Genomic DNA, 19,987 nt, shown 5'->3' on the forward strand with positions numbered 1-19,987 from the left:
ACCACCGGCATTGATGTTCACGCAGGAGACGCACCCCATGTACTTCACCGACCGCGGTATCGAGGAGTTGGAGAAGCGGCGCGGCGAGGAAGAGGTCACCTTTGAGTGGCTGGCCGAGCAGCTGCGCACGTTCGTGGATCTCAACCCCGACTTCGAGGTGCCCGTAGAGCGGCTGGCCACCTGGCTCGCCCGGCTCGACGACGAGGACGACGAGTAGCCCCCCTGGAGCCCGTGGCGTAGGAGCAGGTCCTCCCCCTCCCCCCTCCCCTTTCCCGGGAGTTAGCCTTCTTCTCCCATCAGCGAACGGGGGCGTCATGGCTGGCGGAGTCGAGCGGATACGGCTGGACGACGGGACCGTCGTCTGGGCCAGGATCGGGGAGAGGGACGGAGACGAGGGCGGTTACGGCGAGGGATACCAGGACACCTCTCTCGGAGATCGCGTCATCGACATGGCGGGAGGTCTCGCCGGCACGGTCGGCGGAGTCGTGCGCTCCCTGCGCGCCGGTCTGGACGCACCGGCCCCCGTCGAGGTCTCCGTCAGCTTCGGCATCGAACTGACGGCGCAGGCGGGCAAGATCGTGAGCGCGATCGCGGAGGGCGGCGGCAAGTCGTCCCTGACCGTGTCCCTGACCTGGACCGAACCGGCCACCGCGGCCGACGGCGCGGATCCCGCACAGCCCGGCGGCACGGTCGTAGCGCCGCGGTCCCCGGCCTCCGGCGCCGTATGAGCGCCTTCGCCGAGATGGTGCGCCCCTCCCTCGCACGCATCGGCGCACCGGGTGACGGGTATGCAACGGACCGTGACCCGTACTGGGGATCGGGCTTCTTCATCGCCCCGGGCTGGCTGTTGACCTGCGCCCATGTCGTGGGGAAGGGGGGAGCCGAGGTGTGCCGAGGGGAGAGCGCCATGAGCGTGACCTGGCTGGAGCGCACCTTTGCCGACGGCTGGACGGAACGCACCGGCACCGGCACCGCCCGGCTCCTCGCCCCCCGTCCCGAGGCCGCGCAGGCAGTGCGTGACCGGTGGTCGTTCCCCGACCTCGCGCTCGTCCAGGTGACCGGCGCCGACGACGTGCCCTGTCTGTGGCTGGCCGACCGGGAGGCCGGCCCCCGCACCCCCGTCGGCCTCTACGGCTGGTCCGTGCAGACCGGCGAACTGGGCATCCGGCACGGCGACGGAGAACTCGCCGGCGCCGACGCGCGTGCCCTGCTGCTCGCCGGGAGCCTGCCGGTCGGCGGGCTGTCCGGCGGCCCGGTGCTCGATCTGCGGCACGGCTCGGTCATCGGCGTGATCAAGGGACGGCGGACGGAGGACGGCGTCGCCGTCCCGGTCACCGCGCTGTCCGAACTGCTCGACCTGAGGGACGGCGGCCGCACGGTGCGCGAGGTGCTGCGCGCACACGACCTGCACCATCTGCGCCGCCTCGAAGACGCTTCCCTCTCCTCACCCTTCCCGGCGCACCCCGACTGGACCTCATTCCAGGCCGAACTGCCCGGGCACGCGCCCTCGGTCACCGGGATCGGCGCCGAACTGCGCACCCGGCTGTACGGCCACCTCGCGCACCTGCCGCCGCCGGCCGGCGCGGGCGAGGTGGTCCACCTCGTGGAGGACGTGAAGGAACAGGTGCGCGGCGAGCGCCTGCTCTCGCTGGTGCTGCGCAACGCGCGGACCTGGCGCGAGGGCGCCGGGCTGCTGTCCGGGCTGCGCACCCTGCAGCCGGGCGGCGGCGGCACGCTGGTCGATCTGGACGCCGTGCTGCTCTACGCGGCGAAGGTCGCCCGCAGGACGGCATGGGAGCGCGCCGACGAGATGGACCCCGCCCGGCTCGGCGCCTTCACCTCCTGGATCGCCGGTCAGGCCGCCGGGCACCGGCACTGGGCGGTCGGCGAGGCCATCCGCGCCCTGCTGGAGGGCATCGACAGCCGTCAGAGCCCATCGGCTGCCCCCTGTGTCGGCGAGGAAGGGAGCACGGGCGGCGAGGCCGCCGAGTGGTCCGCCGTACCGCCCGACGCCCGGACCGACGTCCTGGTCAAGGTCGGCGCGCCCATGTACGACGGCCGGTATCCGTGGAGCGTGCAGCTGATCTACGACGGTCAGGACGTCACCCCGGTCGCCGCCGACGACCGGGGCGTGCCCGCCGACGAGCTGGTGCGGGCGCTGCGCGAGCCGCTGGCCCGGGCGCTGAGCCAGGGTGATCACGGCGAGCATCTGGCCGCCATCGAGGTGTTCCTGCCCCGCAGGCTGTTCGACCTGCCGGTGGACGAGTGGCAGCTGCTGTCCGAACCGCCCGGCGGGGAGGGGCCCATGGGCGACGAGGACGCCGAGGACGAGTTCGTGGACGAGCGGGCCATGCCGCTCGGGATGCGGCGGACCGTCGTCGTCCGGGACGTGCGCCGCACCGCCCTGGCGCCCTCCCCGGAGTGGCGCCGGCGCTGGAGCGGCGTGCGGAAGGGGCCGCTCACGGGCGAGACGCTGCACGGACGGCCGGCGGCCGAGGGGCATCCGCCCGGCGCCCGCCCCGGCGGCCGCTTCGCGTACTACGGCGCCCTGACCGGGATGGCCGACGGGTGCGTACCGGTGTACTGCGGGCCCGTGGGCAGCGGAGAGGGGCTGGCCGCGATGAACGACGCGCTGCGGGCCGGGCACTCGGTGGTGCTGTGGCGCCGCGACCGGCACGACCACGAGGAGTGCGGGGCCTTCCACCGGCAGGCCGCCGACCTGCTGAAGGCGGCCCGGCACGCGGGCGGGCTGCACGGTCCGGTGCGTGACCTGCGCATCAGGCTCGCCGACGCGGACACCGCCCGCGGGCACGGGCTGTGCGGGAAGGTCGCCGTACTCTTCGACCCGCCGGACCGGCCGCCGTTCGGCGCGGAGGCGATGCGGCCGCCGCCGCAGGCCGCGCCCGACGGCTGACCCGGCCGCGCGCGGACCCGCCGCCGGCCCGCGGACACGCCGTCAACCTGCTTGATCCACAAGGCCGTTCGTCCGGCCGGAAGTGAACGCCGGGCGCCCCGAACCTCGGCAGCCACGGCCCGCTGGCGGTAGCCTCATAGGCCGGACGACCGGGACCCGCTTCATGATCACCAGAGCCGGGAGGAGCCCAAGGTGAACGACTGGCGGATCTACCGCGGAGTGGGTCAGCCGCACGACGGCGTACGGCGGTTGCCGGCGCCGCCGCCCTGGCGTGACTTCGCGGCGTCCCGGGAGAACGGGGCGGCGGGCCCGGAGGACCCGAGCAGCGCCCGCCGGCTCGGGGTCCGCCGCCGGCTGGTGGAGAGCTACGCGCCCCGGCCCGCCGAGGTCGACGCCGTCAACGCGGCCCTGTATCTGCGCCGGCCCCTGCTGGTGACCGGCAACCCGGGCACCGGCAAGTCCACCCTGGCCTACGCGATCGCGCACGAACTGGGCCTCGGCAGGGTGCTGCGCTGGCCGATCGTCAGCCGTACGTCCCTCCAGGACGGCCTGTACCGCTACGACGCGATAGGCCGCCTGCAGGACGTCCAGCTGGAGCGGGCCCGGGGCGGCGGCCAGGACGCGGCGAGCCCCTCCGGGATCGGGTCGTACATCCGGCTCGGGCCGCTCGGCACCGCGCTGCTGCCCGCCGACGAGCCGCGCGTGCTGCTGATCGACGAGCTCGACAAGAGCGACCTCGACCTGCCCAACGACCTGCTGAACACCCTGGAGGAGGGGGAGTTCGCGATCCCGGAGCTGGAGCGGCTGGCCGACCGCGAGCCCGTGGTCGAGGTGCTCGACCACGACGGCGACCGGGTGGCCGTGCACGGCGGACGCGTCGCCTGCACCGCCTTCCCGGTGATCGTCCTGACCTCCAACGGCGAACGAGACTTCCCCGCCCCGCTGCTGCGCCGCTGCATCCAGCTGGAGCTGGAGGCGCCCGGCGAGGAGCAGCTGACCGCCATGGTCGAGGCACATCTCGGTCCGGAGGGCGTCGCCGCGGGCGGCGAGCTGATCCGGCGGTTCCTGGAGCGCGAGCCGGGCGAAGTGCTCGCCGCGGACCAGTTGCTCAACGCCCTCTTCCTCACCCGGCACGACCCGCGCGCACAGAGCCTCACCCGGGAGCGCATCGCCGAGATGCTCATGCAGCCGCTCGACCGTACGAGGTGATGGCCGGATGCCCGGCATGGGTCTGGACGAGCTGATCGGCAAGCTGCGCCAGGGCGGGCTCGACCCGACCGCCGAGGACGTGGCGGACGCGCTCTGGCTGGCCGGGCGGCTCGGCGCGGGCCCGGCGCGCCACGGCCCCGGGCCGTCCCCTGCCGAGCCCGGCCCACCCCTCCGGGACGGCACGCCGGCACCGGCCACGCAGGACACCCCGGACGCTCCGCCGGATCCCGGCACCGGCCCGCGTCCGTCCCGCCCGGAGCACTCCACCGCCCCCGTGCCGCTGCACATGCGCACGCCGGGCTCCGGTCCCGCGCGTGCGCAGCCCGAGGGCGCCCCGGCCGCGTTCCCCGTCCGCGCCCCCGCCGCCGGCGCGCTGCCCGGACTGCTCGGCCTGGAGCGGGCCCTGCGCGCCCTCGGCCGCTACCGGACCGCCTCCGCCCGCCCCGAGGACGAGCGGATCGACGAGGAGGCCACCGCCGACCGGGCCGCCGCCGGCGGCATCCTGCTGCCCGTCACCCGGCCCGGCCGCCGCCGGCGCTGTGACGTCCAGCTCCTCATGGACACCGGCCCCGCGATGGCCGTGTGGGGCCGGATGGTCGAGGAACTGCGCCAGGCCTGCCAGCAGTCCGGAGCGTTCGCCTCCGTGCGGGTCCATCAGCTGTACCTGGGGGATGCGGGTGTCCCCCTCGTGGGGACGACCGCAGGCCCCGGCCGGCGCACCCGGTTACGCCCCGCCGACGAGCTGCACGACCCCACCGGCCGCCGGGTCACCTTCGTCATCAGCGACTGTGTGGGCCCGCTCTGGCAGAACGGCAGCGCCCAGCGGCTGCTGCACCAGTGGCCGCGCAGCGCCCCGCTCGCCGTCGTCCAGCCGCTGCCGCCGCGCCTGTGGGGCCGTACCGCGCTGCCCGCCGAGCCCGGACTGCTGGTGCGCGGCGGCGAGACCGGCGGACGCCTGGATTTCCTCCCCGACGACGAACCGTGGGAGGAACCGGCCGCCGACGCCCGGCCGGTGCCGGTGCTCACCCCCACCCCGGACGCCTTCGGCGCCTTCGCCCGGCTGCTCGCGGGCACCGGGCCCACCCGCGAGCGCGCCTGGGCCGCGCTCACCGGCCCCGGTACGGTCCCGCCGCCCCCGTCCGTCGGCGCCGGCCCGCCGAGCGACGACGACCTGCTGCGGGCCTTCCGCGCCGGGGCCTCGCCCGGTGCGCTGCGCCTCGCGGTCTACCTCGCCGCGGCCCCGCTCACCCTGCCCGTGATGCAGCTCGTGCAGCGGGCCATGCTGCCCGACACCGGGCCCATGGAGCTGGCCGAGGTGCTGCTCGGCGGACTGCTGACCCAGCTCCCGGGCACCGCCGACCAGCCCTGCTTCGCCTATCCGCCCCGGGTCCAGGACCTGCTGCTGTCCTCCCTGGACCAGGACACCGCCGGACTCGTCCTCAAACACTGCTCGGCCTATGTGGAGCGGCACTTCGGCCGGGGCACCCGCAACTTCGCCGCGCTCGCGGCCGTGCGGCTCACCGACCACGACCCGGACGGCGGCGCCGGGCCGCTGCCCGAGGGGACCGGGGCGTGGGACGAGGGCGGCAGCGTCGAGGCCGAGCTGTTCGCCCGGGTGCCCGCCCGGGTGCTGCGCTTCTACCAGCCCGAGCACCCCGCTCGCGATCCGCTCACCGAGGGCGGTCGGCTGTTCGAGGAGTGGCGGCGCCGCGGCGATCCGGAGACGCTGCGGCAGGCCCGCGACCTCGCCCGTACGGCGGTGACAGGTCCGGCGCTGGTGCCAGGCACTGCCGCACGGGCCCGGCTGCTGCTCGGCCGCGTGCTGCGCGCGGAGGCGGGCACGGCGGCCGCACGCGCCGCGGGCCGCCGCGAGGAACTGCTCCGCGAGGCGGTCACCGAGCTCGCCGCCGCGTACGGGACGGCCGTCGCCGACAGCCGCGAGCGCGCCGAGACGGCCCTCGAACTGGCCTCATCGCGGCGGGAGTTGTGGCAGCTGGTGGCGCAGGACGAGCTGCTCGTGGCGGCGCTGGAGGTGCTCGACCCGGACCGTGCGCCGTGGCCGGGGCCGGCGGAGGCGGCGCGCGCCTGGGTGCGTCTGCGACAGGACGGGTCCGACGGGACGGGTGAGGGTGCCGTCGACACCGAGGACGTCCCCTGGGCCGTCGGTGCGCACCGGGCCCGGCTGCTGTTGCGCGGCCGGCTGCTGCTCACGTTGCGGCGCGCCGGTGCCGCCGTGCCCGAACTCAGGGAAGGCTGTGCGCTGTTGGACCTCGAAGAGGCCGCTGACGCCGTACGGGCCCCGGCGCTGCTCGATCTCGCGCGGGCGCTGCGGGCCACCGGGGCCGACGAGGCGGAGACGCGCCGGGTGCTGGAGCGGGCCGAGCGGGCGGCCGGTGAGGATCCCGCGCTGCTGCTGCCCTGCCTCGCCGCCCTGGCCGCGTTCCACGACGAGGCGGGGGAGGCGCGCGAGGCCGACGCGGCCTACGAGCGGGCCGCGCTGCTCGCCCCGGCCGACAGCACCCGGCGCTGCGAACTCCTCACCGCCTGGGGCGAGTCGCTGCTCCGGCGGGCCTCGGCACGGGACGGCGCCGGCATCGTCGACCGGGCCGAGTATGTGCTCCGCGAGGCGCTGCAGGCCCTGCCGGTGCGCTCCGCGCAACGGGGCCGGCTCCAGGGCCTGGTCGGCAGCGCGCTCGCCCAGCGGTTCCGGCACCTGGGCTTCCTGCCCGACCTGTTCGAGAGCCGGCATCTGCTCGGCCAGGCGGTGCGCGCGGCGGCCGACGCGGCCGTACGCGCCGAGGCGTGGCTCCAGTTGGGGCGGGTACGGCTGGAGGGCTGGCATCACGCGGGGGCGCCCGTGCTGATGGACGCGCTCCAGGCGTACGAGAACGCCGAACGGGAGGCACACGCGGCCCACGGTGGCGATCCGGGCTCGCTGACGGCGGCCCGTGCCCGGCACGGCAGCGGGGCGGTGCTCGCCCTGATGGGACGCCCGGGAGCGGCGCGCGGCGCGTTCCGGGCGGCCCGGGACCAGTGGCAGCGGCTCGTCGGCGCGCTGCGGGAGGTCGACTGGTCCGACGTCGAGCTGACCCGCACGGCGCAGGAGCAGCTGACGGGACTCGACGAGGCGCGGTGGACGCCGGAGGAGCGGTGGCACCGGATGGCTCCGCCCTGGTGGCCCTGGACCCAGGAGTGGGCCAACCCGGCCGATGCTGACCGGAGTTGAGCCGTCCAGGGTTTCTGCCTCCGGCCTGTCGGGAAGAACTGGGCAGCCATGACGGCCGTGCGGGGCGGACGTGGGCAGGGAGGAGCCGAGCGTGGCGGAGCAGACGAAGGAGGGGGTCGGCCCGGGCGAGGAAGCCGGTCGGTCCGTGTTTCTGCCCGACCTGACCGGTGTGGACCTGCGCACTCTGCGCGCCATGGACGATCCGGGGCTCACGGCGCTGGTCGACGAGGTCCTGGCGTCGGCCCAGCGGTGTGGTGAGGTCTGGTACACCGGTGGGGACTACAGCCCCGTCGAACCGGGACCGCCCGGCCGGTCGTTTCCAGCCACCCGTACGGAGCTGGTACGGGGTGAGGAACGGCCGGGATGACCCTGGTGTCCGTGCCACGCGACGCGTTCGCGGAACTCGCCGGAACCCGGCCCCGCCCGGCCGCCCTGGCCGCGCTCGCAGAAGGGCTGCACGCCCGACGCCTGCTCCTGCTCAAATCGCTCGCCGTCCGAGTTGAGCGCGGCGGCGGTCCGGCCCGCCGGGACTTCGAGGCGGACTGGGCCCTGCTGGAAGAGGCCGAGCGCACCGACGCCCGAGCGGTCCGTGAGGTCGTCGACTACCCGATGACCGGTGCCTGGCTGGCCGAGACCCTCGGCGCGCCCGACGGCCCCGCCTTCCACGGACAGCTCGCGCAGTTCCGGGGCCTGGCCGCCGCCGCGGCCGTCCGCGCGGGCCACCGGATCGCGGTGACGGTCCCGCCCGCCGCCGGCTTCCTCGTGCTGCCCGGACTCGGCGTCCTCGACCCGGCGGCGGGCCGCGCACACCTGGACGGCCGCAGCGGCAGCGTCCGGCTCCCGGACGGCCCCGGCCGCGAGAACGTCGTACCCCTGTACGCCCCCGCGGTGCGGTGGGCCGGGCCGCGGCGGCCGGCCCGGCGCGGCTGGTCGGCCCTCGGCACGCTCCCGGGCGGGGCCGTCGTATTCGACGATCTGCACCCCCAGCGGGTGCCGCCCGGGGGCATCGGCCCCGGGGCGCTGCCCCCGGCCGTGCGGCCGAGCTCCGCCCAGGCGGTGTGGGCCCGGCGGTGGCGGGAGGCCCACGCGCTGCTCCGGACGACGGATCCCGAGCGTGTCGCCGAGATCCGTGCGGTGCTGCGGGCCGTGGTGCCCCTGGCCTCGCCCCGGCGCGGCGGCCCCGCCATGAGCGCCACCCTGCAGACCGCGCCGGGCGCCGTGCTCTCCCAGCTCCCGGCGAGCGGTGCTGACCTGGCGGAGTCCCTGGTCCACGAGGCGCACCACACCAAGCTGGCGGCCCTGCACGAACTGGTTCCGCTGTGCCGCCCGGGTGGAGCCGCCGTGCACCGGGTGGGCTGGCGCGCCGATCCGCGGCCCGTGGCGGGCGTCCTGCACGGGGCATACGCCCATCTGGCGCTGAGCGACCTGTGGTGGCGGGCGAGGAGCGGGGCGACGGCCGGACGGGCCTGGCGGCGGCGGGCCGCCGAGCAGTTCGACCAACACCGCGCACACGTCGGCCAAGCCTTGTCGATTCTCCTTGAATCCGATGAACTGACTTTTGCGGGTGGGCAGTTCGTCCGGGCGATGGCCAGATCCCACGCCCGGCTCGGCGTGGCGAGCCAGGGGCATGAGTGACACTGTGTGCGTGATCGGTCACATCTGGTGGGTGGCCGGTGGAAGGGCCGCGGACGAGGTACGGCGGCGGCGGACGTGGAACAGGGAGTTGGCGCATGGCGGAACAGCGCAGGACGGGTGGGGGCGATACGGGGGCGACCGAGCACTTCCTCGTGGTCTTCCCGGGCTATCACCGCTCATGGGCGGCCTGGATCGCGCAGATCCTGGAGCGCCACGGCCACCGGGTCACCCTCCAGCGCTGGGACCCGCCCCGCGAGGTGCCGCTCGAGGACTCGCTGGGTGACCTGCTGCTGTCCTCCGGACGGGTACTGCTCGTCCTGGACGACTGGTTCTTCGAACTCGGCCCGCGCCCCGCCGGGGAGTGGAACGACGCCCTGCGCGGCTTCGTCGCCGCCCACGCCGACCGCTTCACCGCGGTCAACCTCACCAACCGGCCCCTGCTGCCCGCCACCGCGGTCCTGGAACCGGCCAGCCTGTGGGGAATGGGCGAGGAAGGCGCCGAGGAACGGCTGCTGGGCCGGCTGGGCCTGGAGCGCCGCCGCACGCCCAGGGCCCCGACCACGCGAATCCGCTACCCCGACACCCGCTGCGAGATCTGGGGCGAGGTCCCGCGCCGCAACCCGCGCTTCACCGGCCGCGACGACCTGCTGGCCGAGCTGCACCAGCGGCTCGCCGACGCCGAACGCGGCGCCGCCGCCTGCACCCTGCTCGGCATGTCCGGCATCGGCAAGACCCAGCTGGCCGCCGAGTACGCTCACCGGTTCAGCCCCGACTACGACGTGGTGTGGTGGGTCAACTCCGACGACCGCAACATCCAGCGCGACCGGTTCGGCGAACTCGCCGTGGAACTGGGGCTCGGGATCGGCAGCGAGCCCGGCGAGCGCATCCGTGCCGTGCGCGACGCGCTGCGCCGGGGCGAGCCGCACGCCAACTGGCTGCTGATCTTCGACGGCTGGGACGACACCGAGGGCATCAACACGCTCCTTCCACAGGGGCCCGGACACGTGCTGATCACCTCCCGCAACCGCGGCTGGAGCGAGCACACCGACATCCTGGAGGTCACCGCCTTCCTGCGGCCGGAGTCCACCGGCTATCTGATGCGCCGCGCCCCGCACATCACGGCGGCCGAGGCGGACGAGGTCGCCGCCGAGTTCGGTGACGTCCCGCTGCCCATCGTCCAGGCCGCCTCCTGGCTCGGCGAGTCCCGCATGGAGGTGCCCGAGTACCTGCGGATGGTGCGCGAGCGCAGGCTCTCCACGGTCGACGAGCCGGTCACCGGGGACGGCTTCCCGCAGTCGTCCATGACCTCCTGGTCGATACTGCTCAACCGGCTCCGCCGCGCCCAGCCGCAGGCCATCGACATCCTCGGCCTGTGCACGTCCTTCGCGCCGGGACGCATCCCGCTCGGCCTGATCCGCGCCTACCCGCAGGCCGACCTGCCCGAGGAACTGCGCTGGATGGCCACCGACCTGCCCGCCTGGACCCGGGCCCTGGACACCCTGGTCAACTACTCGGTGCTGACCCGCGAGACCCGCGGCCCCGTCGGCGCCGACATGGGCCCGCACCAGGAGTCGGTCCACATGCACCGGCTCGTCCATGACATCGTCTCCAAGCTGACCAGCGACGACAGCCGCGCCGTGCACCGCAGGGCCGTGCACACGCTGCTCGCGGAGGCCGATCCGGGCAACCCGGTCGACTCCAGGAACTGGCCCCGCTACGCCGAGCTGCTGCCCCACCTGGAACTCTCCGGCGCGCTCGGCAGTGACCAGCCCCGGGTGCAGGAGACCGTGCTGAACTGTCTGCGGTACTGCTTCCGCAGCGGCGAGTACAGCGGCGGTCTCAAGCTCGCCCAGCAGATCCGGGACCACTGGTCGCGCACCATGGACCCGCTGGCCCAGCCCATGCTCGACCTCGCCAACCAGGAGAGCTACATCCTGCGGGCCAGCGGCAGGTTCCGCGACGCCTACGAACTGGACCGGGGCGTCCTGGAGCGCCTCCGGACCGCTGCCCGGCGCAACGAACTCGCCGAACTGACCACCAAGAGCGCCATGGCCAACGGCCTGCGCCACCTCGGGCGGTACGACGACGCGCACACGCTCCAGCAGGAGGTGCTCGAAGGCACCACGCAGCTCCTCGGCCCCGACGAGGTCATGACGCTGGCGGCCCGGCACAACCTCGGCGTCGGCCTCAGACTGCTGGGCCGGTACGCGGAGTCGTACGAACTCGACCTGGAGACGCTCGCCCGGCGGGAGAACGTCCTGCGCGCCCGGCACATCAACACCCTCAACTCGGGCAACGCCGTCACCAACTGCCTGCGCCTGCTGGGCCGTTACCGGGACGCCGTGGCCCGCCAGGAGCCCGTGGTCCGGTCGCACGTCCAGGTGCTCGGCCCGCAGCACCCGCAGACCCTGGAGGCGCGTGCCCAGCTCGCCATGTGCCGGCAGCGCGAGGGCGGGTTCGCCCCGGACGTCGGGCCGTCGATGGCCGCCCTCCTGGAGCAGCTGGTACAGCTGCACGGCCGGGAGCACTACCGGACGCTGGCGTTCCTCGCCAACTACGGCAACTACCTCAGGGAACACGGGGAACTGAGCCGGGCCCGGGAACTGGTCGAAGAGGCAGAGTCCGGCTACCGGGCTCTCCTCGGACCCGCCCACCCCGTGGCCACCGGCATGCTCGCCAACACGGGCCTGGTGATGCAGGCGTCGGGTGAGCGGGCCGAGGCCCTGTCCATGTTCGAGGCGTCCTTCGCAGGCCTCAGCGCCACCCTCGGGCCCGACCATCCCTGGGTCCTCGGCTGCGCCCTCAACGCGGCCAGCGCCCGCAACTTCAACGGCCGTATCGGCGACGCCGTGGAGCTGAGCCGCGACACCCTGAGGCGGGCCCGGCACAGCCTCGGCGACGAGCATCCGCTGACCCTGTCCTGCGTGATCGCGCTCGCCGCCGATCTGCGGGCCGCGCGCGAGCACGAGGAGGCCGGAAAACTGGAGGAGGACGGGCTGCTGGGGTTCACCCGCACGCTGGGCGCGCAACACCCCCACACTCTCTCCGCCCGGCAACGCACCAGGCCGTACTGGGACTTCGAGCCGTATCTCGGCTGAGGGGGGGCAGGCGAAGGGCCCGGCACCGAGCAGGAACTCGGCACCGGGCCCTGAGCGTCGGCCGAACCGCCGGAGGCCTACGCCTCGAAGACCTCACGCACCAGCTGCTCCTGCTCGGCCTGGTGCCGCTTCGCGGAGCCGACCGCCGGAGACGAGGAGTGCGGGCGCGAGATGCGCCGCAGGCGCTCGCCGTGCGGGACGTCCGCGCCGACCGCCAGGTCCAGGTGGTCGATCAGGTTGAGCGCGATGAACGGCCAGGCACCCTGGTTCGCCGGCTCCTCCTGGGCCCACAGGTACTTCTCGGCGTTCGGGTACTTCTTGATCTCCGCCTGCAGCTCGGCACCCGGCAGCGGGTAGAGCCGCTCGACGCGGATGATCGCCGTGTCCGTGACGCCGCGCTTCTGCCGCTCGGCCTCCAGGTCGTAGTAGACCTTGCCGGCGCAGAAGACGACCTTGCGGACCGCGGCCGGGTCGACCGTCGAGTCGCCGATGACCGGGCGGAACTGGCCCGACGTGAACTCCTCCGTCTTCGACGCGGCGGCCTTGAGGCGCAGCATCGACTTCGGGGTGAAGACCACCAGCGGCTTGTGGTGCGGGTTGTGCACCTGCCACCGCAGGAGGTGGAAGTAGTTCGACGGCAGGGTCGGCATCGCGACCGTCATGTTGTTCTGGGCGCACAGCTGGAGGAACCGCTCGACACGGGCCGAGGAGTGGTCCGGGCCCTGGCCCTCGTAGCCGTGGGGGAGCAGGAGCGTGACGCCGCTCATCTGGCCCCACTTCTGCTCCGCCGCCGAGATGTACTCGTCGACCACCGTCTGCGCGCCGTTGACGAAGTCGCCGAACTGCGCCTCCCACATCACGAGCGCGTCGGGGCGGGCCAGCGAGTAGCCGTACTCGAAGCCCATGACCGCGTACTCGGACAGCAGGGAGTTGTAGACGTTGTAGCGCGCCTGGTCCTCGGCGAGGTACTGGAGCGGGGTGTACTCCTCGCCCGTCTGGCGGTCGATGAGAACCGCGTGGCGCTGGCCGAAGGTGCCGCGCTGGGAGTCCTGGCCGGACAGGCGGACCGGGGTGCCCTCCAGCAGCAGGGAGCCGATGGCCAGGGTCTCGCCCATGCCCCAGTCGATCGTGCCCTCCTCGACCATCGTCGCCCGGCGCTGCAGCTGCGGCAGCAGACGCGGGTGCACGTGGAAGGAGTCGGGGATGTTGACCTGGGACTCGGCGATCCGCTTGACGACCTCCGAGGAGATCGCGGTCGGCACCGCGACCGGGAAGCCGTCCTGCGGCGCCTGGACGACTCCGGCGGCCGGCTGGGACGTAGCCTCGCGGACCTCCGTGAAGACCTTCTCCAGCTGGCCCTGGTAGTCCTGCAGCGCCTGCTCGGCCTCTTCCAGGGTGATGTCGCCGCGACCGATCAGGGACTCGGTGTACAGCTTGCGCACCGAGCGCTTCTTGTCGATCAGGTCGTACATCAGCGGCTGGGTGAAGGCCGGGTTGTCCGACTCGTTGTGACCGCGGCGGCGGTAGCAGATGAGGTCGATCACCACGTCCTTGTTGAACGCCTGGCGGAACTCGAAGGCGAGCCGCGCGACGCGCACGACGGCCTCGGGGTCGTCGCCGTTGACGTGGAAGATCGGGGCCTCGATCATCCGCGCCACGTCCGTCGCGTACATCGACGAACGCGAGGACTCGGGAGCGGCCGTGAAGCCGACCTGGTTGTTGATGACGATGTGGACCGTGCCGCCGGTGCGGTAGCCGCGCAGCTGCGACATGTTCAGGGTCTCGGCCACCACGCCCTGGCCCGCGAAGGCCGCGTCGCCGTGGATCGCCACCGGCAGGACGGTGAAGTCCGTGCCGCCCTTGTTGATGATGTCCTGCTTGGCGCGGGCGATGCCCTCGATCACCGGGTCGACCGTCTCCAGGTGGGACGGGTTGGCGGCCAGCGAGACCTTGATCTGCTCGCCGTCCAGGCCCGTGAAGGTGCCCTGGGCGCCCAGGTGGTACTTCACGTCGCCGGAGCCGTGCATCGACTTCGGGTCGAGGTTGCCCTCGAACTCGCGGAAGATCTGCGCGTACGACTTGCCGACGATGTTCGCCAGCACGTTCAGGCGGCCGCGGTGGGCCATGCCGATGACGACCTCGTCCAGGCGCGACTCGGCGGCGGAGTCGATGACCGCGTCGAGCAGCGGGATGACGGACTCGCCGCCCTCCAGGGAGAAGCGCTTCTGGCCGACGTACTTCGTCTGCAGGAAGGTCTCGAAGGCCTCCGCCGCGTTCAGCCGGCGCAGGATGCGCAGCTGCTCCTCGCGCTCCGGCTTGGAGTGACCGCGCTCCACCCGGTCCTGGATCCACTTGCGCTGCTTGGGGTCCTGGATGTGCATGAACTCGATGCCGGTGGTGCGGCAGTACGAGTCGCGCAGCACGCCGAGGATGTCGCGCAGCTTCATCATCGACTTGCCGGCGAAGCCGCCGACGGCGAACTCGCGCTCCAGGTCCCACAGGGTGAGGCCGTGCTCGACGATGTCCAGGTCGGGGTGCTTGCGCTGGCGGTACTCCAGCGGGTCGGTGTCGGCCATGACGTGGCCGCGGACCCGGTAGGAGTGGATCAGCTCGAAGACGCGGGCGGCCTTGGTGACGTCGTCGTCGTGGCTGGCGTCGATGTCCCTCAGCCAGCGGACCGGCTCGTAGGGGATGCGCAGCGACTCGAAGATGTCGTCGTAGAAGCCGTTCTCGCCGAGCAGCAGGTTCGAGACCTGGCGCAGGAACTCGCCGGAGGCGGCGCCCTGGATCACCCGGTGGTCGTAGGTCGACGTGAGCGTCATGACCTTCGAGATGCCGAGCTTGTTCAGGGTGTCCTGGCTGGTGCCCTGGAACTCCGCCGGGTAGTCCATGGAGCCGACGCCCATGATCACGGACTGGCCGGGCATCAGGCGCGGCACGGAGTGGACGGTGCCGAGGCCGCCCGGGTTGGTCAGGGAGACCGTGACACCGGTGAAGTCGTCCATCGTCAGCTTGCCGTCACGGGCGCGGCGGACGATGTCCTCGTAGGCCTGCCAGAACTCGAAGAAGTTCAGCGTCTCGGCCTTCTTGATGGCCGCGACGACCAGCTGGCGGTCGCCGTTGGGCTTCACCAGGTCGATGGCCAGGCCGAGGTTGACGTGCGGCGGCTTGACGAGGGTCGGCTTGCCGTCCTTCTCGCCGAAGGACCAGTTCATCGACGGCATGGCCTTGATGGCCTGCACCATCGCGTACCCGATCAGGTGCGTGAAGGAGATCTTCCCGCCCCGGGCGCGCTTGAGGTGGTTGTTGATGACGATCCGGTTGTCGAACAGCAGCTTCACCGGGACCGCGCGGACCGAGGTGGCGGTCGGCAGCTCCAGCGAGGCGTTCATGTTCTTGGCGACGGCGGCGGCCGGGCCGCGCAGCGTGATCAGCTCCGGGCCCTCGGGGGCCTCCGCGGCGGGAGCGGCCTTCGGCTTCGGCTGAGCGGGCGCCTGTGCGGGCTGCGCCGGCTTGGCCGGGGCGGGGGCCGCGGCCTTCGCCGCGGGGGCTGCGGGAGCCGGCGCCGGAGCGGCGGCGGGCTTCGGGGCCGCCGGGGCTGCGGGAGCCGGCGCGGCCTGGCCCACAGGGGCCGTGGTGGTGGTGTCTGCGGCCCCCGCGGCCGCAGTACCCGCCGCAGCCGGGGTGGCAGGCGCTCCCGGCTTGTAATCGGCGAAGAAGTCCCACCAGGCGCGGTCTACCGAATTCGGGTCCTGGAGGTACTGCTGATAGATCTCGTCGACGAGCCACTCGTTCGGACCGAACGCGGCAGCGGGGTTCTTCCCGGCTTGGTCGTCGGTGGAGACGCTCTGGTTACTGGGGGACTGTGGCGACACGGCGGCAACCGCCCTCTTCCGCTTCACAAGGTGATGGACAGCGGGAATTAAGGCTACGCCTCCATGGCCGGGAAGGTCAGGTCGAGCAAGGTCATCGTCGCGTAAGTCACATCGGAAATCTTGTTTCAGGGCTTGATATGGCGGGAAACAAGCGTGGTTCCGCATGTGAGAGGGTGCACCGGCCCCGGCCCGGCGCGCCTTCGTCCGACCGGTCGCGCGGGCCTGCTCCTGATCACACGTGTCCAGCTGCACGGCAATGGCGCGGACGCTCGTGGATCTTGTGTCTCCGGTCCGAACTTTACGTCAACTTGGGACGGAGGACTCTCCCGGGAGAGTGACGATGATCCGGCAGCCCCGCTCGGATTCGGCCACACCGATCCGGCCGCCGTGCAGATCCACCGCCCAGCGGGCGATCGCCAGACCGAGTCCGGTGCCGCCGTCGCTGCCCGGGCCGTGCGGCCGGGTCACCGCGCCCCGGTTGAACCGCTCGAACACCCGGTGCCACTCCGACCGCGGTATGCCGGGGCCCTCGTCCAGGATCTCCAGCTCCAGCGACTCCGGCTGCGGCCCGCGCCGCGCCCGCACCGTCACCCGGCCGTGCGGCGGGCTGTGCTTGACCGCGTTGTCGATCAGGTTGGCGACGACCTGGTGGATGCGCTCGGGATCCGCGTGCGCGGTCAGCTCCGGCGGGGAGACGTCCAGGTGCAGATGGACGTCGCTGCGCGTGTGGCTGCCGGAGCCGGAGGCGATGCCCGCGCGCGCCGAGGCCACCATGTTGGCCTCCTTCAGCACGCCCGAGAGGTACGGCCACACCTCGAAGCGCCGCATCTTCAGCGGTACGACGCCGTTGTCGAGCCGGGACAGGTCGAGCAGGGTCTCCACGAGCCGGCCGAGCCGCTCGGTCTGCTTCAGGGCCGTCCGCATGGTCTCGGGGTCGGCCTCGGTGACCCCGTCGACGATGTTCTCCAGCACCGCGCGCAGGCCCGCGATGGGGGTGCGCAGCTCATGGGAGACATTCGCGACCAGCTCTTTGCGCTGGCGGTCCTGGGCCTCCAGCTCGTCCGCCATGACGTTGATCGTCCCGGCCAGGTCGCCCAGCTCGTCCCGGCGGCCCTCGCTCACCCTGCGGGTGTAGTCGCCCTCGGAGATCGACCGTGCCACCGCGTTCATCTCGTCCAGCGGCATGGTCAGCGAGTGGGCCACGAACTGCGTGATCAGCAGGGTGGCGATCATCGAGAAGACCGTGATGAAGCGCAGCTCGGTCTTGGTGTGCACCGCGACGATCGACAGTCCGGTGGTGATCAGCACCGCGATGACGACCAGCGCGCCCAGCTTGGTCTTGATCGAGAACGGGCGTACGCCGCCCCAGGGATCCTCCCCGGGGCTCCTCCGTGCGGCCTGCCGCCCGTCACCGCTCATGGAGTCGGCGTCTCCAGTGCGTAGCCGACGCCGTGCACCGTACGGATCCGCTCGGCGCCGATCTTCCGGCGCAGCGCCTTGATGTGGCTGTCGACCGTACGGGTGCCGGAGGCGTCGGCCCAGTCCCACACCTCGGCCAGCAGCTGCTCCCGGGAGAGCACCGCGCGCGGGGTGTTCGCCAGGCACACCAGCAGGTCGAACTCGGTGGGCGTGAGGTGGACGTCCTCGGACTTCACCCGCACCCGGCGCTGTGCGTGGTCGATCTCCAGTTCGCCGAGCCGCAGGATGCCGGAGCGCGGGGTGGCCGCGGCCAGTGCCGCCCGCTCCACCCGGCGCAGCAGCACATGCACCCGCGCGGCCAGCTCCCGCATCGAGAACGGCTTGGTCATGTAGTCGTCCGCGCCGACCCCGAGACCGACCAGCATGTCCGTCTCGTCGTCACGCGCGGTCAGCATCAGCACCGGCACCGGGCGCTGTGCCTGCACCCGCCGGCAGACCTCCAGTCCGTCGAAGCCCGGCAGCATGATGTCGAGGATCAGCAGATCCGGCTGCCAGGCCTCGGCCGTGTCGACGGCGGCCGGGCCGTCCGTCGCGGTCTGTACGAGAAATCCCTCGGCGCGCAGCCGGGCCGCGATGGCGTCGACGATCGTGGGATCGTCCTCGACGACCAGCACCCGGCGCTGTGCGCCCGGGGTGGTCGTCGCCGCGCCGCTCTGGGAGGTGTGTGTCTGCTCCATCGCCCGCCCCTGCTTGTTGCTTTCCGGAACCCGTGGGGTGATCCCATGTCTGCGATTGACGCTTGAATGATCCGCGTCAGGGCAGCACATTACGGGGATCCACCATCCTGTCGCTATCCAGGGCGGAGGGCGAGGTGCACGGCGTCCGGAACGCCCCGGGCAACGGGCACCTCTTCGGTACGCACCTGCTGGAACCCGGCATTCCGCAAGCTTCCTTCAAATTCCGGAGAGGGTTCGGCGGACCATACCGCGAGCACTCCCTTGGGGTTCAACACCCTTGCGCAGGCGGCCAGTCCGGCCGGTGAGTACAGCGTGTGGTTGTCGTCCGTGACGGTCCAGCCGGGGCCGTTGTCGATGTCCAGGCAGAGCGCGTCGAACGTGTCGGATGTCTCATTGACGAACGCCACGAAATCGTCCTGCACGATCTCGGTGCGCGGGTCGCCGAGCGCTGCGGCGGAGATCTCCGCCAGCGGGCCGTCCCGGTGCCAGTCGATGACGGCGGGTTCCCGCTCGACGACGGTGATCCGGCCCCACCGGGGGTCCGCCGCTGCATGTGCGAGTGAGAATCCCACTCCCAGCCCGCCGATCAGTACCTTCGGCTCCGGCCGCCCGTCCAGCGCCCGGTGTGCGGCGTCGACCAGCAGCCGCTCCGAGCGCCCGTCGGAGGTGTCCATCAGGAAGCAGCCGTTGGCGATGATCTGCAACAGCGCGCCGTGCCGGCGCAGCACCACCTCGCCGTACGGGCCGTCGCGCCGGTCGAGGACCACGGGGGAGTCGTACGCGGCAGTCATGCACCCATATTCCTTGAACACGCCTTGACCTGCACGGGAATTAGGGATGTCGCACTGATGTGCACCCTTGCGGTGCGGGGCGCGGACGCAGCCGGAACGTAGGAGGTTGCTGTGAATCGGGTCTCGCGTGGCGTCGGTCATAGACAGCGGCCCCCGGAACCCGAAGGGTTGGGCGCGACGGAAGGAGTGCCACAGCGTGGAACGGACCGCGACGGGCCCTGCGACGGCCGCGTCCCCGCCCCTGCCGGGCGTGCCCCAGCCGGACGGCACCGCCGCCGTCCCGGTCCCCGCGATCGCGGACCTGCTGGACGGCATGCCACGTCAGCGGCATGCCCCGCTCCCCGCTCCCGGACCCGCCTTCACCGACCCGCGCCCGACCGCACCGCTGCGGCTTCCGTTTCCGCTCCCGCGGCCGTGGCGCCTGCTGCCCACTCCCGCCGGCACGCCGTTCACCTTCGCCTACACGGCCGTGCTTGCCGTCACCTCCGTGGTCGCGGCCCTGGCCGACCCCGCCGTGATGCACGCGCTCTACCAGGACTCCAGCACGGACGTGGCCCATCTGGTGCGCACGCCGGGGGTGGTGCTGCCGGCGAGCGCACTGTGGATCGCGGGCGGGGTCCTCTCCCCGTACGCGCTGGCGTTCGTGCTGGTGCTCACCGCGCTGGAGCGGCGGATAGGCGGCGCGCGTGCGGCCTGTGTCTTCCTCGCCGGGCACGTCCTGGCCACACTCGCCACCGAGATCCCCGTGGGCCTGGCCGTCCTGGTCGGCCACCTCCCGCCCACCTCACTGCACCGCCTCGACTACGGCATCAGCTTCGGCGTCGCGGCCAGCATCGGTTCGCTGGCGGGGCTCCTGCGCCCCTGGCTGCGCTGGCCCCTCCTCACCGTGACGGCCGCCGAGCTCATCGGCGACCTGATCGCCCTGGAGGATCCGATGACGAACTGGGGCCACGTGATCGCGCTGACGATAGGTGTGGCGAGCTGGCCTTTCGTGCGCCGGTGGGCTGAAGCGCCCCGATAGGGGCCCACGCACCCGCACCCGCGAACGCACCTTCCACGGCACCCCCTTGGGAGAACTTGATC

13 protein-coding genes are annotated in these 19,987 nt (G+C 72.9%); 9 read left to right on the plus strand and 4 right to left on the minus strand.

Translation table 11 applies throughout. The features are described from left to right. The first annotated feature begins 37 nt into the window (after positions 1–37). The 8 genes from ACZ5NH_RS15240 (at position 38) to fxsT (ending at position 12,082) form a co-directional block, all read left to right on the plus strand. The gene (locus ACZ5NH_RS15240) at positions 38–217 is read left to right on the plus strand and encodes a DUF6104 family protein (protein ID WP_003992906.1); all 180 of its coding nucleotides are present in this window, start codon (positions 38–40) and stop codon (positions 215–217) included. 97 nt (positions 218–314) lie between these two features. Then, a complete protein-coding gene (locus ACZ5NH_RS15245; protein ID WP_468775393.1) occupies positions 315–728 on the plus strand; it encodes a CU044_2847 family protein in 414 nt (137 codons plus the stop codon). A gap of 14 nt (positions 729–742) precedes the next feature. Beyond that, on the plus strand, positions 743–2,914 hold the full coding sequence (locus ACZ5NH_RS15250) for a VMAP-C domain-containing protein (protein WP_468775503.1): 2,172 nt from the start codon (positions 743–745) through the stop codon (positions 2,912–2,914). A gap of 192 nt (positions 2,915–3,106) precedes the next feature. Beyond that, positions 3,107–4,123 (plus strand): AAA family ATPase, encoded by a 1,017-nt coding sequence (locus ACZ5NH_RS15255; RefSeq protein WP_388620779.1) that lies wholly within the window; start codon positions 3,107–3,109, stop codon positions 4,121–4,123. A 7-nt stretch (positions 4,124–4,130) separates the two neighbouring features. Then, positions 4,131–7,349 carry an SAV_2336 N-terminal domain-related protein gene (locus tag ACZ5NH_RS15260; RefSeq protein WP_468775395.1) on the plus strand — a complete coding sequence of 1,073 codons (3,219 nt, stop codon included), beginning with the start codon at positions 4,131–4,133 and terminating at the stop codon, positions 7,347–7,349. 91 nt (positions 7,350–7,440) lie between these two features. Further along, on the plus strand, positions 7,441–7,716 hold the full coding sequence (locus ACZ5NH_RS15265) for a hypothetical protein (RefSeq protein WP_468775397.1): 276 nt from the start codon (positions 7,441–7,443) through the stop codon (positions 7,714–7,716). After that, positions 7,713–8,984: an aKG-HExxH-type peptide beta-hydroxylase gene (locus tag ACZ5NH_RS15270; protein ID WP_468775399.1), complete on the plus strand. Its 1,272-nt coding sequence runs from the start codon at positions 7,713–7,715 to the stop codon at positions 8,982–8,984. Before ACZ5NH_RS15265 ends, ACZ5NH_RS15270 begins: the two co-directional genes overlap by 4 nt. A gap of 95 nt (positions 8,985–9,079) precedes the next feature. Continuing rightward, on the plus strand, positions 9,080–12,082 hold the full coding sequence (fxsT, locus tag ACZ5NH_RS15275; RefSeq protein ID WP_388620786.1) for an FxSxx-COOH system tetratricopeptide repeat protein: 3,003 nt from the start codon (positions 9,080–9,082) through the stop codon (positions 12,080–12,082). 77 nt (positions 12,083–12,159) lie between these two features. On the opposite strand, the gene ACZ5NH_RS15280 is transcribed toward fxsT, so the two are convergent. The 4 genes from ACZ5NH_RS15280 to ACZ5NH_RS15295 all read right to left on the minus strand — a co-directional run bounded on the left by ACZ5NH_RS15280 (position 12,160) and on the right by ACZ5NH_RS15295 (position 18,904). After that, entirely contained in the window at positions 12,160–15,957 is a 3,798-nt protein-coding gene (locus tag ACZ5NH_RS15280; RefSeq protein WP_468775401.1) for a multifunctional oxoglutarate decarboxylase/oxoglutarate dehydrogenase thiamine pyrophosphate-binding subunit/dihydrolipoyllysine-residue succinyltransferase subunit, read from the minus strand. A gap of 303 nt (positions 15,958–16,260) precedes the next feature. Continuing rightward, entirely contained in the window at positions 16,261–17,376 is a 1,116-nt protein-coding gene (locus ACZ5NH_RS15285; protein WP_388620789.1) for a HAMP domain-containing sensor histidine kinase, read from the minus strand. Then, on the minus strand, positions 17,373–18,113 hold the full coding sequence (locus ACZ5NH_RS15290; protein WP_351623052.1) for a response regulator transcription factor: 741 nt from the start codon (positions 18,111–18,113) through the stop codon (positions 17,373–17,375). The genes ACZ5NH_RS15285 and ACZ5NH_RS15290 overlap by 4 nt, the downstream gene beginning before the upstream one ends. A gap of 113 nt (positions 18,114–18,226) precedes the next feature. After that, the gene (locus ACZ5NH_RS15295) at positions 18,227–18,904 is read right to left on the minus strand and encodes a spermine/spermidine synthase domain-containing protein (protein WP_388620791.1); all 678 of its coding nucleotides are present in this window, start codon (positions 18,902–18,904) and stop codon (positions 18,227–18,229) included. 196 nt (positions 18,905–19,100) lie between these two features. On the opposite strand from ACZ5NH_RS15295, the gene ACZ5NH_RS15300 reads away from it, so the two are divergent. Then, complete coding sequence (locus tag ACZ5NH_RS15300) at positions 19,101–19,925, plus strand: rhomboid-like protein (protein ID WP_388620793.1); 825 nt, start codon at positions 19,101–19,103, stop codon at positions 19,923–19,925. Positions 19,926–19,987 lie beyond the last annotated feature (62 nt).

This window comes from Streptomyces sp. NPDC031426 (assembly GCF_055581585.1).

Coding starts and splice junctions, on each gene's coding strand:
- ACZ5NH_RS15240 (WP_003992906.1), top strand. CDS start 38: ATGTACTTCACCGACCGCGGTATCGAGGAGTTGGAGAAGCGGCGCGGC.
- ACZ5NH_RS15245 (WP_468775393.1), top strand. CDS start 315: ATGGCTGGCGGAGTCGAGCGGATACGGCTGGACGACGGGACCGTCGTC.
- ACZ5NH_RS15250 (WP_468775503.1), top strand. CDS start 743: ATGGTGCGCCCCTCCCTCGCACGCATCGGCGCACCGGGTGACGGGTAT.
- ACZ5NH_RS15260 (WP_468775395.1), top strand. CDS start 4,131: ATGCCCGGCATGGGTCTGGACGAGCTGATCGGCAAGCTGCGCCAGGGC.
- ACZ5NH_RS15270 (WP_468775399.1), top strand. CDS start 7,713: ATGACCCTGGTGTCCGTGCCACGCGACGCGTTCGCGGAACTCGCCGGA.
- fxsT (WP_388620786.1), top strand. CDS start 9,080: ATGGCGGAACAGCGCAGGACGGGTGGGGGCGATACGGGGGCGACCGAG.
- ACZ5NH_RS15285 (WP_388620789.1), bottom strand. CDS start 17,376: ATGAGCGGTGACGGGCGGCAGGCCGCACGGAGGAGCCCCGGGGAGGAT.
- ACZ5NH_RS15290 (WP_351623052.1), bottom strand. CDS start 18,113: ATGGAGCAGACACACACCTCCCAGAGCGGCGCGGCGACGACCACCCCG.
- ACZ5NH_RS15295 (WP_388620791.1), bottom strand. CDS start 18,904: ATGACTGCCGCGTACGACTCCCCCGTGGTCCTCGACCGGCGCGACGGC.